Source organism: Microbacterium sp. 18062, from assembly GCF_902706225.1.
GTDB lineage: Bacteria > Actinomycetota > Actinomycetes > Actinomycetales > Microbacteriaceae > Microbacterium.
The window spans coordinates 1-14,217 of sequence record NZ_CACSKB010000071.1; the positions used below are offsets into that span (position 1 = coordinate 1).

General features: G+C 73.0%; 12 protein-coding genes. 4 read left to right on the forward strand and 8 right to left on the reverse strand.

Annotated features, from left to right (window positions below):
• The first annotated feature begins 64 nt into the window (after positions 1 to 64).
• Positions 65 to 1,561, forward strand: coding sequence for an NAD(P)/FAD-dependent oxidoreductase (locus tag GVL03_RS17600; RefSeq protein WP_159502317.1), 1,497 nt, complete (start codon positions 65 to 67; stop codon positions 1,559 to 1,561).
• Positions 1,562 to 1,756: 195 nt separating this feature from the next.
• On the opposite strand, the gene purH is transcribed toward GVL03_RS17600, so the two are convergent.
• The 8 genes from purH to sucC all read right to left on the reverse strand — a co-directional run bounded on the left by purH (position 1,757) and on the right by sucC (position 10,551).
• Complete coding sequence (gene purH / locus GVL03_RS17605) at positions 1,757 to 3,364, reverse strand: bifunctional phosphoribosylaminoimidazolecarboxamide formyltransferase/IMP cyclohydrolase (protein ID WP_159502318.1); 1,608 nt, start codon at positions 3,362 to 3,364, stop codon at positions 1,757 to 1,759.
• 29 nt (positions 3,365 to 3,393) lie between these two features.
• Positions 3,394 to 3,987 carry a phosphoribosylglycinamide formyltransferase gene (purN, locus tag GVL03_RS17610; RefSeq protein WP_159502319.1) on the reverse strand — a complete coding sequence of 198 codons (594 nt, stop codon included), beginning with the start codon at positions 3,985 to 3,987 and terminating at the stop codon, positions 3,394 to 3,396.
• 9 nt (positions 3,988 to 3,996) lie between these two features.
• A complete protein-coding gene (locus GVL03_RS17615) occupies positions 3,997 to 5,475 on the reverse strand; it encodes a DUF6350 family protein (protein ID WP_200847228.1) in 1,479 nt (492 codons plus the stop codon).
• A gap of 58 nt (positions 5,476 to 5,533) precedes the next feature.
• Positions 5,534 to 7,099, reverse strand: coding sequence for a polysaccharide deacetylase family protein (locus GVL03_RS17620; protein ID WP_159502320.1), 1,566 nt, complete (start codon positions 7,097 to 7,099; stop codon positions 5,534 to 5,536).
• Positions 7,096 to 7,629 (reverse strand): hypothetical protein, encoded by a 534-nt coding sequence (locus tag GVL03_RS17625; protein ID WP_159502321.1) that lies wholly within the window; start codon positions 7,627 to 7,629, stop codon positions 7,096 to 7,098. Before GVL03_RS17625 ends, GVL03_RS17620 begins: the two co-directional genes overlap by 4 nt.
• Positions 7,630 to 7,637: 8 nt before the next feature.
• Complete coding sequence (locus GVL03_RS17630; RefSeq protein ID WP_159502322.1) at positions 7,638 to 8,081, reverse strand: nitroreductase family deazaflavin-dependent oxidoreductase; 444 nt, start codon at positions 8,079 to 8,081, stop codon at positions 7,638 to 7,640.
• Between the two features lie 376 nt (positions 8,082 to 8,457).
• Positions 8,458 to 9,360, reverse strand: coding sequence for a succinate--CoA ligase subunit alpha (sucD, locus tag GVL03_RS17635; RefSeq protein ID WP_159502323.1), 903 nt, complete (start codon positions 9,358 to 9,360; stop codon positions 8,458 to 8,460).
• Positions 9,361 to 9,387: 27 nt separating this feature from the next.
• On the reverse strand, positions 9,388 to 10,551 hold the full coding sequence (gene sucC, locus GVL03_RS17640) for an ADP-forming succinate--CoA ligase subunit beta (RefSeq protein ID WP_159502324.1): 1,164 nt from the start codon (positions 10,549 to 10,551) through the stop codon (positions 9,388 to 9,390).
• Positions 10,552 to 10,768: 217 nt separating this feature from the next.
• On the opposite strand from sucC, the gene GVL03_RS17645 reads away from it, so the two are divergent.
• The 3 genes from GVL03_RS17645 to GVL03_RS17655 all read left to right on the forward strand — a co-directional run bounded on the left by GVL03_RS17645 (position 10,769) and on the right by GVL03_RS17655 (position 14,188).
• Positions 10,769 to 11,437, forward strand: a complete 669-nt coding sequence (locus GVL03_RS17645) for a TetR/AcrR family transcriptional regulator (protein ID WP_159502325.1) — start codon at positions 10,769 to 10,771, stop codon at positions 11,435 to 11,437.
• A 99-nt stretch (positions 11,438 to 11,536) separates the two neighbouring features.
• On the forward strand, positions 11,537 to 12,778 hold the full coding sequence (locus GVL03_RS17650; protein ID WP_159502326.1) for an acyl-CoA dehydrogenase family protein: 1,242 nt from the start codon (positions 11,537 to 11,539) through the stop codon (positions 12,776 to 12,778).
• Positions 12,779 to 13,033: 255 nt separating this feature from the next.
• Complete coding sequence (locus GVL03_RS17655) at positions 13,034 to 14,188, forward strand: AI-2E family transporter (protein WP_159502327.1); 1,155 nt, start codon at positions 13,034 to 13,036, stop codon at positions 14,186 to 14,188.
• Positions 14,189 to 14,217: the final 29 nt, after the last annotated feature.

The window sequence follows — 14,217 nt, forward strand, 5'->3', positions numbered from 1 at the left end:
GGGGTGGGGAACGTGTGGTGCGCAAGCCCTCGCCGGCCCGCGCGGGGCGCGATACCGTCGCGGCATGAACGATGGGACCTCGACCTCCGCTCACGACGACGCGATCGGCACGCAGGATGACGCCACCGCCGGCGCGCACCCCGCCCGCGCCTACGACCTGATCGTCATCGGCGCCGGGCCGGTCGGCGAGAACGTCGCCGACCGCGCGGTGCAGCGCGGCCTGACCGCCGTGATCGTCGAGAGCGAGCTCGTCGGCGGCGAATGCTCGTACTGGGCGTGCATGCCCTCGAAGGGCCTGCTGCGCGCGGGGGCCGTGCTGCGGGAGGCGCGCGCGGTCGACGGCGCGAGACAGGCCGTGACCGGCGACGTCGATGCGGCAGGAGTCCTGCGCCGCCGCGACGCGCTGACCCACGAGTGGAACGACTCCTCGCAGGTCGAGTGGCTCGACCGGGCGGGCATCGACCTGGTGCGCGGGAAGGGGCGGATCGCCGGCGAGAAGCGGGTGCGCGTGACCGGGACGGACGGCGCGGTGACCGAGCTCGTCGCCCGTCACGCGGTCGCGGTGTGCACCGGCAGCGTCGCCCTGCTCCCCGACACCCCCGGTCTCGCCGGGATCGCCCCGTGGACGAGCCGCGAGGCGACGAGCGCGGAGCGCGTCCCCGCCACGCTCGCCGTCATCGGCGGCGGCGTCGTCGCCGCCGAGATGGCCACCGCCTACCGCGACCTCGGGGCCGAGGTGACGGTGATCGCCCGCGGCGGGCTCCTGGGCGGGATGGAGCCGTTCGCGGGCGAGCTCGTCGGCGACGCCCTGCGCGAGCGCGGCGTGACCCTGCACCTCGGCGCCGAGGTGGCCGAGGCCCGGCGCACCGACGGCACGGCGGAGCTGACGCTCGGCGACGGCACCCTCGTGCGGGCGGAGGAGGTCCTGGTCGCCACCGGCCGCCTCCCCCGCACCGACGATCTCGGGCTCGACACCGTCGGCCTCGAGCCGGGTACCTGGCTGGAGGTCGACGACACCCTGCGGGTGCGCGGCTCCGACTGGCTGTACGCGATCGGCGACGTGAACCACCGGGCGCTGCTCACCCACCAGGGCAAGTACCAGGCGCGTGCCGCGGGCGACGTGATCGCCGCCCGCGCGACCGGCGGCGCCGTCGACGATGCGCCGTGGGGCGCGCACGTCGCGACGGCCGATCACGAGAGCGTGCCGCAGGTGACCTTCACCGACCCCGAGGTCGCCTCGGTGGGTCTCACCGAGGCGACCGCGCAGAAGGCGGGTCGCCGCATCCGCACGCTCGACTACGACCTGTCCTGGGTCGCGGGAGCGTCGACGCTCAGCGACGGCTACGTCGGGCGAGCACGCGCCATCGTCGATGAGGACCGCGGCCTCGTGATCGGGGTGACGTTCGTCGGCCCGGATGTGGCGGAGCTCCTGCACGCCGCGACCGTCGCGGTGGTCGGCGAGGTGCCGATCGCACGACTCTGGCACGCGGTGCCCGCCTACCCCACGGTCAGCGAGGTCTGGCTGCGCTTCCTCGAGGGCTACGGCCGCCCCACGCCCTGACAGGCCGCCCCGCGCCCCTTCCGATCCCAGTCCGGATCCGCGAGACTGCAGCGGAGCGCCGAGACCGTGGGGTTGCCCCGCTGTCTCGGCGCCCCCGTGCAGTCTCGCGGCCCGTGCGGCGCGGGCGATCCGGGCGACGGCGCACGAGCCGGAGCGCGCGACCGCGACCGACGACCCGGAGCCCGCGACCGCCGATCAGTGGTAGAAGTGGCGCTCGCCGGTGAAGAACATCGTCACGCCGTGCTCGCGGGCGAGGGCGATGGTCTCCTCGTCGCGCACCGATCCTCCGGGCTGCACGATCGCCGAGACGCCGGCGTCGACCAGCACCTGCGGGCCGTCCGAGAACGGGAAGAACGCGTCGGATGCGGCCACCGAGCCGCGCGCGCGATCCCCGGCGCGCTCGACCGCGAGACGGCAGGAGTCGACACGATTGACCTGGCCCATGCCGATGCCGACCGTGGCCGACCCCTGCGCCAGCACGATCGCATTCGACTTCACCGCGCGGCACGCCTTCCAGGCGAAGACGAGGTTCGTCATGGACTCGCCCACGGGGCGCTCGCCGGCGACGAGCTCCCAGTCCTTCGCGACCGACTCGATGTCGTCGGGGAAGCGGTCCGCATCCTGCAGCAGGAGGCCGCCGGAGACGAGCCGCACGTCCAGGCGCTCCTGCTGCCAGTCGGCGGGCAGCTGCAGCACGCGCAGGTTCTTCTTCAGACGGAAGAGCTCGAGCGCCTCCGGCTCGAAGTCGGGCGCCACGATCACCTCGGTGAAGATGTCGCGGAGGTTCTCCGCCATCTTCAGCGTGACGGTGCGGTTCGCCGCGATCACGCCGCCGAACGCCGACACCGGGTCGCACTCGTGCGCGCGCAGGTGGGCGCTCGCGATCGGGTCGAGGGCGCTGGGCGCGGTCACCGCGATGCCGCACGGGTTCGCGTGCTTGATGATCGCCACGGCGGGCTTGACCATGTCGAACGCCGCGCGCAGCGCCGCATCCGCGTCGACGTAGTTGTTGTAGGACATCTCCTTGCCCTGCAGCTGGTTCGCCTGCGCGATGCCGTGCCCGCCGGTGCGGGTGTAGATCGCCGCGCGCTGGTGCGCGTTCTCGCCGTACCGCAGCGTCGCGAGACGCTCGGCGCCGATCGTCAGGTGCGCGGGGAGCTCCTCGCCCTCGGCGAGCGTGCCCTCGGCGAACCAGGTCGCGACGGCGCGGTCGTAGCTCGCGGTGTGCGCGAAGGCGCGTGCGGCGAGCTCCCTGCGCTGCGCGAGCGTCGTGCCGCCCGCGCCGATCGCCTCGACGATCGCCGGGTACGACTCGGGCGAGACCACGATCGCGACGTTCGCGTAGTTCTTCGCCGATGCCCGCACCATGGCGGGGCCGCCGATGTCGATCTGCTCGACCACCGCGTCGCCCTCGGCGCCCGAGGCGACCGTCTCGACGAACGGGTAGAGGTTCACCACGACGAGCTCGAACGGGGCGATGCCGAGCTCGTCGAGCTGGCGCTCGTGGCTCTCCAGGCGCAGATCGGCGAGCAGGCCCGCGTGCACGCCCGGGTGCAGGGTCTTGACGCGGCCGTCGAGCGACTCGGGGAAGCCCGTGACCGCCGAGACATCCGTCACCGGGAACCCGGCGTCGCGGATGGTGGATGCGGTCGAGCCCGTCGAGACGATCTCGACGCCGGCGGCGGCCAGGCTCTCGGCGAGCGGCAGCAGGTCGGTCTTGTCGCTGACCGAGACGAGCGCGCGTCGCACCGGGACGGTGTCGCGGTGACGGTAGAGGGACGGATCGTGGCTGGGCCCGGCCATGGAACTCCTCGGTTCGGGGGTGGTGCGGATCAGACGGATGCGGTCAGGTCGAGGTTGAGCTCGCCGGTGGCGACGCGGCGGACGACGTCGATCAGGAGACGCCGCTCGACGGGCTTGATGCGCTCGTGCAGGGCGGACTCGTCGTCGCCCGGAGCGATCTCGACGCGCTCCTGGGCGAGGATCGGGCCCGTGTCGATGCCGTCGTCGACGACGATGACGCTCGCGCCCGTGCGGGTTGCGCCGGCGGCGATCGCGTCGCGCACCGCGTGTGCGCCCGGGAACTCGGGGAGGTAGGCCGGGTGCGTGTTGATCAGCCGGGGCGACCAGCGGGCGACGACACCGGCCGGCAGCAGCCGCATGAGACCGGAGAGCACGATCAGGTCGGGGCCCCAGACCTCGAGCTGACGGTCGAGCTCCTCCCCCCAGGCCTCGCGCTGGTCGGCACCTCGCCACGGCACGACGAAGCTCGGGATGCCGAACTCCTCGGCGTGGCCGAGACCCGAGGCCTCGCGGTCGGCGCCGACGACGATCACGCGGGCGGGGAACGCGGAGGATGCCGCCGCCTCCAGCAGGGCTCGAAGGTTCGAGCCGGTTCCGGAGATCAGAACGGCGACGGTCAGCACGAGGTCAGTCTAGCGGCGCGGGCCGCCCGTGCCGGGGGCAGCGGTGTCGGGGGCAGCGGTGTCGGCAGCGCCCGTGGCGACGTCGGACCCGGACGGTGCGCGGGCGGAGGTCGCGGCGCCGTCCGCGCCGGGCGAGGGGCGGCCGGTGCCCGTCGCATCGGGCTCGGCGGAGGGCGATCGGCCGAGCAGAGGCGATTCCCACCGCGATGGTCCTCCGGCGGGCCGATCCTCCTCGTCCCGGGCGGATGCGGAGGACCGATCCGGCCGCGACCCGCTCGCCGCGCCACGGCGCGGCGAGAGCAGCAGGATGCCCGCGCCGAGCCCCACCTCGATCCCGACGGCGATCGCCACGGCGCCCGCATCCGGTCCGACCTGCGCGAGCCGCCCCGGGCCCATCGCTCCGGAGCCGAGGAGGGTGAGGAGGGCAGCCCCGAGCGCCGCGCCCAGCGCGACCGCGCCGGTGAGCGCCAGCAGCAGGCCGGTGGACTCGGCATCCGCCGGGGTGCCACGGGGCGCGAGGCGCGAGCGCACCGCCCACCCGGCCACGGCTCCGGCGGCGACCGGGAGGAGCGCCAGTGCCAGCAGCCACGGCGACGTCGCCTCCGGGAGCACCCCGAGCACGGGGATGCCGGGCAGCACACCGAGCTGGGTGCCGGCGGGGGCGACGGCGGCACCGGCGCCGAGCAGCACGCCGGGACCGGCGACGAACGCGAGCGCCCACACGACGAGGGTCGGCAGGTACAGCAGCTGACCGAGCGCGACGACCGCGGCGCCCAGCGCATCGAGGTTCGCCGACTGCGAGAGCGCGACGATCTGCGGCGCCCGCACGACGAGCGCGATCGCGAGGACGAGCGCGCCGACGCCCACGAGGGCGGTGAGGGCGAGAGCGGCCCCGCGGGCCGCGAGCCCGGGGAACTCCGGCCACGCACCGGACGCGCGGTCGAGGCGGGCACGGAGCGCGTCGACGGCGCCGTCGTCGCCGTCCGACCAGGCGACACGCACCGCGCCAGCGAGAAGGCCCACCGCGTAGAAAGCCGCCGGGAACAGGATCGCCTGCCACAGCTCGACGCGCACGAGGTCCGCGCGGGAGGTGAGCGCGACCGCGGCCACGAGGGCGGCGAAGACGACGGCCCCCGTGGCGACGCCGGTGACCCAGGCGCCCGCGCGGGCCGCCCGGGCGCCGGAGCGTGCACCGAACAGCAGGGAGAACGCGGCGAACCCGAGGGGCGGGAGCGACACCGCGAAGGCGGCGAGCGCGGGATCGATGCCGGCCTGGGCGACGTAGAGCTCGGGCAACGCGACCTGCAGCGGAACGGCGTGCCCCAGCTGCCAGATCGCCGCCGAGGTCTGCCAGATCGCGCTGAGGTCGGGGGCGCCGAACGCGACGAACCAGAGCACCGTGAGCGGTGCGAGGGCGACGGCGATGCCGATCGCCGCGGCGACGATGGCGTCGAGCGCGGAGAGCAGGAGGACGAGGATGCGGTGCATGCCTCATCGACCCTACCCACGGGTCGACGGGGTGGCGGGCGGGCGCGCCCACCCGGGCTCAGCGGGCGCTGCGCCAGACCCCCGAGGCCGGCAGCTCGCCGCCGAAGAGCTGTCGCAGGTTGACGAGCGTGAACCCGCGATCGAGCAGCCCGTCGAAGACCGCGCCCGCGGTGCGAGCGGTGGGCTCGTGGATGTCGTGCTGCAGCACGATCGAGCCCGGGCGGGGCGTGTCGACCGCACGCTCGATGAGCACGTCGTCGGCGAGCTGCTGCCAGTCGTTGGTGTCGACGTCCCAGAGGATGGCGGCGACCCCCGCCTCCGCGAGCACCATGGCGTCGTACTCGCCGTACGGCGGCCGGAACACGGTCGGCCCCGCACCGCTCGCCGCGGCGACCGCCGCGGTCGTGTCGGCGACCTGTGCGCGCACCTGCGCCGGGGTGAGCGCCGGCAGGTGCGGATGGCTCCACGTGTGGTTCTCCACCAGGTGCCCCTCGGCGACCGCGCGGGCGACGACGTCCGCCCGCCCCGCGACCAGCTGCCCGAGCACGAAGAACGTCAGCGCGCCATGCCGGGCGGCCGCCTCGTCGAGGAGCCCCGCCGTGTATCCGGACGGACCGTCGTCGTAGGTCAGGGCGACGCACGGCACGAGCGAGCAGTCGACCGCCTCGAAGCCCGCCGCGACCGGTGCCGGCGGGACGAACCCGGCGGCACCGGATGCGGCCTGCACCAGCGCCTCTCCGAAGGCGCTGGTGGCGGGGACGGCGGTGGCCGGGGGCACGCCGATCGTGAGGGGCCCGCTCGTCGCAGCCACCCCGAGGGCGGCGAGCTCGGGCGCCGAGAAGCCGGCGGGAAGGGTGAACACCGCCGTGCCGTCGGGCGCGACGACCGTCTGGTCCAGAGCGGACCCGATGAGGGCGAGCGACGCCTCGTCGGGCGGTGCGATCGGGGCGAGGCTCAGCGAGCGGTGTTCGCGCCGCACGGCGTCGACGACCGCCTCCCACAGCAGGGCAGGCGCGTTCTCGGCCCACAGCTCACCCCCGGTCGCGACGGCGCCCGTCGATGTGTCGGCGTAGAGGACGACCGTGGAGTCCGACACCACGACGCCGTCCTGGACCGCGACCGTCCGCATCCGCTGTCCGAGATACGCTCCGGCCGCGGTGACGATGTCGCACACGACCGCGGTGCCCTCGCCGCCATCGGGTCCGAGGGCGGGATCGGCGACGATCTCGGCCGCGGGCCGGGCGGTGGAGCCGGGAACGCACGCACGATCGGCGAGACCGGCGCCCCGCGCGTGCACCGTCGGGGTGTAGCCGGTGCCCGTCCGGGCCTCGCGCTGCGCGATCGCGTCGCGCACGACGGCGACGACCCGGGCGTTCGATGCCGTATCGCCCGGCAGCTGCGACCACCGCGCCTGGACGCCGAGGACGTCGTCGCGGATGCGCTGTCCGTGGAGCCCCTCGAGGCCCGCCGGGTCGAGGGGCTCGGGCGCGGCGATGACGGCGACCTGCGCGACGGGCCACGTCGGCGGCTGCCAGCCGGGGTTCGGCTCGGGGGCGCAGGCGACGAGCAGGCCGGCGCACGCGGCGAGCGCGGCCGTAACCGCGACGATCGGACGCGCCCTCACGCCGGCACTCGCATCCCGTCCAGCAGCTGCGCGATCGCGAGCCGGTAGTCGTCGACGGATCCCGCGTCGACCCGGGCCACGACCGCCGCCGACGGGGCGCCGTCCGCACGGCCGACCGCGGCCACGAGTACGCCCTCCGCCTCCGCATGCTCGGCCTCGAGTCCGTCGGCGAGCGGCTCGCGCATCGACTCCCCCAGGTCCGGTTCGCGGTCGGCGAGCTCGGCGAACGCCGCATCCGGGGTCACCGGACGCACGGTGACGGTGGTCTCCAGACGCGTGTCGGGCGAGAGGATCAGGACCGTGTCGTCCTGAAACGGGGGATGCAGCACGATCCACCCCTCCGGGACCGCCACCGTCAGGTCTCCCACCGTGACCACGGTGCCGGCGGTCGCGACCTCGGAATCGAGGTTCGCGAGTGCACGGGGCGGGATCGTGACCCAGAGCACGGCGAGGATCGTGGCGACCACCGCGGTCGCCGTTCCGGCGATCGCGAGGCCCGTCCGCCAGCGATGCGCGACGCGGCCGGACACGACCGGACTCAGTCGTCGCGGGGTTCGAGCAGGAACACCGCGATGCGGCGGTCCGTCTTCTTCTGGTACTCGTCGTAGTCGGGCCAGACGGCGGCGGCGCGCTGCCACCACTCGTCGCGCTCCGGACCGTCCTCGAGCAGTCGCGCCGTGTAGTCGCGTCTCACGGCGCCGTCCTGCAGCTCGACGTGCGCGTTCCTGCGGATGTTGGCGCCCCACGCCGGCTCCTCGGGCGCGCCGCCCTTGGAGGCGACGACGAGGTAGCGCCCGTCGTGCTCGACGCGCATGAGCGCGGTCTTGCGAAGGGCGCCTGAGGTCGCCCCGACCGTGGTCAGGACGATGATCGGAACCCCGCGCAGTTCGTTGGCCTCGGCTCCCCCGGAGGCCTCGTAGGTCTCGGCCTGCACGCGAGCCCACTCGGACGTGCTCGGCTTGTACTCCCCCGTCAGCGGCATGCCCCCAGGCTACCCACCCGCGCGCACCCGCGCACTCATCCCCGCGCCGGCGCCGACTGCCTGGATGGGGTCAAGAACCTGGGATGGCGCCACGACCCTGGGATGGCGCCAGACAAAGCCAGCACCACCTCACGAAACAGGCGCCATCCCAGGAATCCGACGCCAGAATCCGACGCCACCCCAGGGCACAAGTGCCACCGCAGGAAGCCGACGCCACCGCGAGCGGAGCTCGTGCGACAACGGCCGCACTCCTCGCGATGGCTGCACAAACCTGTGACGGCGCCAGACAAAGCCGCCGCCATCGCGGGAAACAAGCGCCACAAAGGAGGGGGCGGATGCGGCGTGCTGCCGCATCCGCCCCCTCCGGCAGAGCCGGTTACAGACCCTTGACGACCTCGCGCAGGAGCGCCGCGGTCTCGGACGGGGTCTTGCCGACCTTGACGCCGGCGGCCTCGAGGGCCTCCTTCTTCGCCTGCGCCGTGCCGGCGGAGCCGGAGACGATCGCGCCGGCGTGACCCATGGTCTTGCCCTCGGGCGCGGTGAAGCCCGCGACGTAGCCGACGACCGGCTTGGTCACGTTCGCCTTGATGAACTCCGCGGCACGCTCCTCGGCGTCGCCGCCGATCTCGCCGATCATGACGATGGCCTTCGTCTCGGGGTCGGCCTCGAAGGCGGCGAGCGCGTCGATGTGCGTCGTGCCGATGATCGGGTCGCCGCCGATGCCGATGGCGGTCGAGAAGCCGAGGTCGCGCAGCTCGAACATCATCTGATAGGTCAGGGTGCCCGACTTGGAGACGAGGCCGATCGGGCCCTTGCCGGTGATGTTCGCGGGCGTGATGCCGGCGAGCGCCTCACCGGGGGTGATGATGCCGGGGCAGTTGGGCCCGATGATGCGGGTCTTGTTCCCCTTCGACTTCGCATAGGCCCACGTCTCGGCGGTGTCGCCGACCGGCACGCCCTCGGTGATCACGACGAGGAGCGGGATCTCCGCGTCGATGGCCTCGATCAGGGCGTCCTTCGTGAACGCCGGCGGGACGAACGCGATCGACACATCCGCGCCCGTCTTCTCGATGGCCTCGGCGACCGAGGCGAACACGGGCAGCTCCACCGCGTCGCCGTCCTTGTCGACGTGCGAGACGACCGTGCCGGCCTTGCGTGCGTTGACGCCGCCGACGACCTGCGTACCCGCCTTCAGCATCAGCGCGGTGTGCTTGGTGCCCTCGCCGCCGGTGATGCCCTGGACGATGACCTTGGAGTCCTTGTTGAGATAGATCGACATGTCTCGTTCCTTCTTCGTCTCTCGGGCTCAGGCGTTCGCCAGCTCGGCGGCCTTGTCAGCGCCCTCGTCCATGCCTGCGGCGAGGGTCACGAGCGGATGGTTCGCCGCGGCGAGGATGGCGCGGCCCTCTTCGACCTGGTTGCCGTCCAGGCGCACCACGAGAGGCTTGGTGGCGGTGTCGCCGAGGATCTCGAGGGCCTTCACGATGCCCTCCGCGACCGCCACGCACGACGTGATGCCGCCGAACACGTTGACGAACACGCTCTTGACCTGCTGGTCGCCGAGGATGACGTCCAGGCCCGCCGCCATGACCGTCGCCGACGCGCCGCCGCCGATGTCGAGGAAGTTGGCGGGCTTCACGCCGCCGTGGTTCTCGCCCGCGTAGGCGACGACGTCGAGGGTCGACATGACCAGACCCGCGCCGTTGCCGATGATGCCGACCTGGCCGTCGAGCTTGACGTAGTTCAGGTCGTTCGCCTTGGCCTTGGCCTCGAGCGGGTCGGCGGCGTCCTTGTCCTCGAGCTCCTCGTGCCCGGGGTGGCGGAAGCCGGCGTTCTCGTCGAGCGAGACCTTGCCGTCGAGGGCGATGATGTCGCCCTCCTCGGTCTGGACGAGCGGGTTCACCTCGACGAGGGTGGCATCCTCTCCCGTGTAGACGGCGTAGAGCTTGACGAAGACGTCGGCGGCCTTCTCGGCGAGGCCGTCCTCGAAGTTCGCCGCCTTCGCGATCTCGAGCGCCTTCTCGGGCGTGATGCCCTCGAGCGGGTCGACCTCGATGCGCGCGAGCGCCTCGGGCTTCTCGACCGCGAGCTGCTCGATCTCCATGCCGCCCTCGACGCTCGCCAGCGACAGGTAGGAGCGGTTGGCGCGATCCAGCAGCACCGAGAAGTAGAACTCGCGGGCGATGCGGGCGCCCGCGGCGACCATGACGCGCTTGACGACGTGGCCCTTGATGTCGAGTCCGAGGATGGACGTCGCCGCCTCGTACGCCTCGTCGGGGTTCTTGGCGACCTTGACGCCGCCGGCCTTGCCGCGGCCCCCGGTCTTGACCTGGGCCTTCACGACCACGACGCCGCCGAGCTTCTCGGCCACCGCCTTCACCTCCTCCGGGGTGTCGGCGATGATGCCGGCGAGAACCGGCACCTCGTACTTCTCGAACAGATCACGTGCCTGGTACTCGTACAGATCCACAGTGCAGTCCTTCGCTGGGACGAGGGGGTGGGACGACGCGTAAAAACGTCTCGACGTCGAGATATCGACCAGTACCCCAGCCTACTACCGCCGCGCCGCCCGCCCCGTCCGTTCGGCGGGTGCCGGAACGCGCGCGCCCGGCGCGGTCGGCAGCCGAGGGCCGTGTCTGCGCCGTGGGCGGCGATCGGCCTCGGGCCGGGGATAGGCTGCTGTCGACATGAGCGAGACATCATCTCCGTCCGCCGCGCGCAACGCCGTCGTCGCCGCGGCCCTCGACCTGTTCGCCCTGCAGGGATTCGAGGCGACCTCCGTCGACCAGATCGCGCAGGCCGCCGGCATCTCGCGGTCGACGTTCTTCCGCCAGTTCGGAGGCAAGGACGATGTCGTCTTCGCCGACCACGAGCTGCTGCTCGGGCAGCTGCGCACGTACCTGTCCGCCGAGCACGGCAACCCGTGGGAGGCCGTGTGCGAGGCGTCGATGCAGGTCTACCGGCACTTCGCCGCCGACCCCGAGCTCGCCCGTCGCCGCTACACGATCGTGCGCGGGGTGCCGGCGCTGCGCGATCGCGAGATCGTCATGGTGTTCCGGTACGAGCGGCTGTTCGACGAGTACCTGCGCAGGGCGCTCCCCGGCCTCGATCCGCTCGATGCGGTGGCCTTCGCCGCTCTCGTCACAGCCGTGCACAACCACGTGCTGCGCCAGCTGCTGCGGGGACCGAAGAAGGTACCGGCGACCGTGCTGCGTCGCGCCCTCGATCAGAGCCTCGAGCGCTTCGGCGTCGGCGAGGGACCGCGCGACGCCGCATCCGACGACGTCGTGGTCGCCGTCTTCCCCCGGCGGATGCCCCCCGCCGAGATCGCGCGCCGGCTGCAGTCCGACCTCTGACCCAGCTGGCACTGCGTTCCATGGCTCGCGGAACGCGATGTCGCGCGAGTACCCTGGGACCGGGCCGCGCCCGGGCGACCCCAGGGCCCCAGGAGCACCATGAGCATCCCCACGATCGACGGCGCCTTCCCCGGTGAGCGCGTGACCGGCTACGACGTGACCGCGCGCCGCGACACGGACTACTACGCCGTGTTCGCCGACATCCCGGCGGCCGATCGCGAGATCTGGGACCGCGCCAAGGCGTACGTCGACGAGCTCGGCGACCGGATGGCGGCCGCCTGGGATGCGGCCGAGTACCCGATCGAGGTCGCCATGCGGCTCGGTGAGCTCGATCTGTTCAACGACGGCATCGCGCACCCGAGCCTCACACCGTTCTCGCCGCTGGCCGCGGGACTCGTGAACATGGAGGTCTCCCGCGGCGACGGGTCGCTGGGCACGGTCGTCGCGGTGCAGGGGGGCCTGGCCCTGCGCACCCTCGCCCTGTTCGGCAGCCCCGAGCAGCAGGAGCGCTGGCTCGAGCCGGTCGCCCGCGGCCGCGTGCCGGGTGCGTTCGCGTTGACCGAGCCCGATCACGGCTCCGACTCCGTCTCGCTCGAGACGGTGGCCCGCCGCGACGGCGGCGACTGGGTGCTGCGCGGGGCGAAGAAGTGGATCGGCAACGGCGCCTCCGGCGGCATCACGTTCGTGTGGGCGCGCGTCGACGACCCGGATGCCGCCGAGCACGGCGCGGTGCGCTGCTTCCTCGTGGAGCAGGACACCCCCGGCTACCGGGGCGCCGTCATCACCGGCAAGGCGTCGCTGCGCGGGATCCACCAGGCGCACATCGAGCTCGACGACGTGCGGGTGCCCGCGTCCGCCGTGCTGCCGGGCACGAAGAGCTTCAAGGACGCCTCGACCGTGCTCTACTCGACCCGCTCGGGCGTGGCGTGGTCGGCGCTCGGCCACGCCACCGCCTGCTTCGAGGCGGCGCTGTCGTACGCGCAGCAGCGCGTGCAGTTCGGCAGGCCCCTCGCGAAGTTCCAGATGGTGCAGGAGCGGCTGTCCCAGATGCTCGACGAGCTGACCACGATGCAGCTCTACTGCCGCCGGATGGCGGACCTCGAGACCGCCGGCCGCCTCCAGCCCACGCAGGCGTCGCTCGCCAAGTACCACAACACCCGCGCCGCACGCCGGGTCGCGCAGACCGCGCGCGACCTCCTCGGCGGCAACGGCATCCTGCTCGAGAACCGCGTCATGCAGCACATGGCCGACATCGAGGCGATCCACACCTACGAGGGCACCGAGAGCGTGCAGGCGCTGCTGATCGGCCGTGACATCACCGGCATGAGCGCCTTCGCCTGACGCCTCGCTCAACGTCTGCGTCGCGCCTGCCGAGGCGCAGGTGATCGGCCGGGCGGCGGAACCCGGAGCGACCCGGGGCCGGACGCGGCCCGGCGCCGAGGGGACCCGGGGCCGAGGGGACCCGGGGCCGGGGCGGGAGCGCCCCGGAGCCGGACCGGACCGGAACCGGCACGGAGCATCCCGAGCCGACGGCATGCCCCGCAGCCGGTCGTCAAGCACCCGCCCGCCGCACGACATTCGGGCTACGGTCGTGGCATGGGATTGTTCCGTCACTCCGTGCAAGAAGTGCAGCTGACCACCCGCGACGTCGAGCAGACCGCGAAGCATGCCCCGTGGAGCCTCTGGGCGGATCCGTTCGGCCGGCTCGCCATCCGTGCACTGCAGATCATCCTCGTGGTCACGGTCGCGGCGGCCGTCATCTTCGCGATCCAGTCGCTCACCGTCGTCACGATCCCCCTCGTGCTGGCGCTGATCTTCGCGTCGGCGTTCTCGCCCGCCATGCGATGGATGCGGCGACACGGCGTGCCGGACCTCGTCGCGACACTCATCACCCTGCTGATCATCGTGGTGCTGCTCGGCGCCGTGGGATGGCTGATCGTCTGGGCCGTGCGCGACCAGTGGAGCGACCTGTACGCGCAGGCCGAGGAAGGCGTGCAGCAGTTCCTCGCGTGGGTGAACACGCTCCCGTTCGCGCCCACGCAGGACCAGATCGACGACTGGTTGGCGGCGCTCGGCGACTTCGTCACGAGCTCCCAGTTCGGCTCGGGCGCGATCGCCGGCGTCAGCGCGGTGGCGAGCTTCGTGACCGGCTTCGTGCTGCTGGTGGTCATCCTCTTCTTCTTCCTGAAGGACGGCCCGCGCATGTGGGAGTTCCTCCTCCGCCCCTTCCGCGGCAGCCACTACGAGCGCGGTCGCCGCATCGGCGACAAGACGGTCACCGTCCTCGGGGCGTACGTGCGCGGCACCGCGACCGTCGCGCTCGTCGACGCCGTCGGCATCCTGATCGGACTGCTCATCCTGCAGGTTCCGCTCGCCATCCCCCTGGCCGTGCTGGTGTTCCTGCTCGCGTTCATCCCGATCGTGGGGGCGACGCTCGCCGGCGTCCTCGCCGCCCTCGTCGCGCTCGTGGCCAACGGATGGGTCAACGCGCTGTTCGTGGTCGGCGTGGTGGTGCTCGTGAACCAGCTCGAGGGCAACTTCCTGCAGCCGTTCCTCATGGGCCGCTCGATGAAGCTGCACGCGTTCGTCATCCTGGTCGCGTTGACCATCGGCACCGTGGTCGGCGGCATCGTCGGCGCGGTGCTCGCGGTGCCGATCGCGGCGACCGTGTGGGGGATCGTGCAGGTCTGGGACGGCCCGAACTCCCCCGCCCGCTGGGCGCGCCCGAAGCCCGCCGAATCGCGGGCGTAGCCGCGCCCGCCGCGCGCTCTTCCCCCGCC

Bases quoted from the DNA above. Each gene is read 5' to 3' on its own strand.
- GVL03_RS17600 (WP_159502317.1), top strand. From the start codon at position 65: ATGAACGATGGGACCTCGACCTCCGCTCACGACGACGCGATCGGCACG.
- purH (WP_159502318.1), bottom strand. From the start codon at position 3,364: ATGGCCGGGCCCAGCCACGATCCGTCCCTCTACCGTCACCGCGACACC.
- GVL03_RS17615 (WP_200847228.1), bottom strand. From the start codon at position 5,475: ATGCACCGCATCCTCGTCCTCCTGCTCTCCGCGCTCGACGCCATCGTC.
- GVL03_RS17630 (WP_159502322.1), bottom strand. From the start codon at position 8,081: ATGCCGCTGACGGGGGAGTACAAGCCGAGCACGTCCGAGTGGGCTCGC.
- sucD (WP_159502323.1), bottom strand. From the start codon at position 9,360: ATGTCGATCTATCTCAACAAGGACTCCAAGGTCATCGTCCAGGGCATC.
- GVL03_RS17645 (WP_159502325.1), top strand. From the start codon at position 10,769: ATGAGCGAGACATCATCTCCGTCCGCCGCGCGCAACGCCGTCGTCGCC.
- GVL03_RS17650 (WP_159502326.1), top strand. From the start codon at position 11,537: ATGAGCATCCCCACGATCGACGGCGCCTTCCCCGGTGAGCGCGTGACC.
- GVL03_RS17655 (WP_159502327.1), top strand. From the start codon at position 13,034: ATGGGATTGTTCCGTCACTCCGTGCAAGAAGTGCAGCTGACCACCCGC.